This is a genomic window from Bacillus sp. SA1-12, from assembly GCF_000981385.1.
GTDB lineage: Bacteria > Bacillota > Bacilli > Bacillales > Bacillaceae > Metabacillus.
In genome coordinates this window covers 1-1187 of record NZ_LATZ01000068.1, presented here as the reverse complement: position 1 = coordinate 1187, position 1187 = coordinate 1, and the positions used below count along the sequence as shown (strand labels likewise).

Genomic DNA, 1187 nt, shown 5'->3' with positions numbered 1-1187 from the left:
CGTTATCTAGTTTTGAAGGAACATGCCTTCAAACTTAATATATCTGGTGGCGATGGCGAAGAGGTCACACCCGTTCCCATGCCGAACACGGAAGTTAAGCTCTTCAGCGCCGATGGTAGTTGGGGGCCTCCCCCTGTGAGAGTAGGACGTTGCCAGGTAAGAAGAGAAAAGATCAGTAGAGATACTGGTCTTTTTGTTATCCGTATAAAGGATTAAAACCTTTAGGTTTATTAGAAATAATAAAAAATGTAGAACATTACTTGATGGTATTAAGAATCATAGGATCTCCTATTTATTTTGGAATCCTTTCCATGATTGTCTATTCCCTATACATTCCATATAATAATAATGAGGGGTTTTACAACATAAAAATGAATGGTTATTCATTCATTTTGTCGAAGGGGTGGGAGAATGAATTTATCATCACAGTTATCACAAACGGTAAAAGCTTTTGGTAACAAACCTGCATTTATTTTCGAAGGCAAAGAAACGTCTTATTCACAGCTAGAAACGGTCATTAATCAATTTGCGAGCAGTTTGCATGATATAGGCGTAGGTAAAGGGGATCATATAGCTGTTGTTCTAGGGAACTCACCATATTATATTATTTCTTTATATGGGGCATTGCGAGCAGGGGCAACTGTAATACCGATTAACCCAATCTACACACCGAATGAAATCGCATATATGATCAATAATGGTGATGTTAAAGTTATAGTAACTGCAGATTTGCTTATTCCATTATTTTCTAATATTGAGGCGCAACTGCCGACGGTTGAGCACTACATCGTCTGTGAAACATCTCCTTCTCAGCAAACAGGTGAGGAAGCTAGTTTTAAAAGTGCTCTTTCAGGAAAAATGAAAACGTTATCAAATTTTGTGTCTGCTGGATCGCATGATTATACGGGTCCGGAGCTTGCTGAGAAGGACGTCGCAGTCATCCTTTATACATCAGGTACTACAGGCAAGCCCAAAGGAGCCATGCTCACACATGAAAATTTATACAGTAATGCGATTGATACCGCCAATTATTTAAAGATATCAAAAGATGATGTTGTTGTTACCACATTGCCTATGTTCCATGTTTTCTGTTTAACTGTTTCATTAAATGCGCCGTTAATGAATGGAGCTACAATGCTAATCGTGCCAAAATTTAGCCCTGCTGTTATCTTTCAATTAGTGAAAAC

General features: G+C 38.3%; 1 protein-coding gene and 1 rRNA gene. Both read left to right on the top strand.

What is annotated here, in order from left to right:
• The first annotated feature begins 42 nt into the window (after positions 1-42).
• Positions 43-158 (top strand): 5S ribosomal RNA (rrf, locus tag WQ54_RS17720).
• A 253-nt stretch (positions 159-411) separates the two neighbouring features.
• The coding region (locus tag WQ54_RS17715; RefSeq protein WP_046585948.1) for an AMP-binding protein at positions 412-1187 on the top strand (776 nt) is incomplete at its 3' end.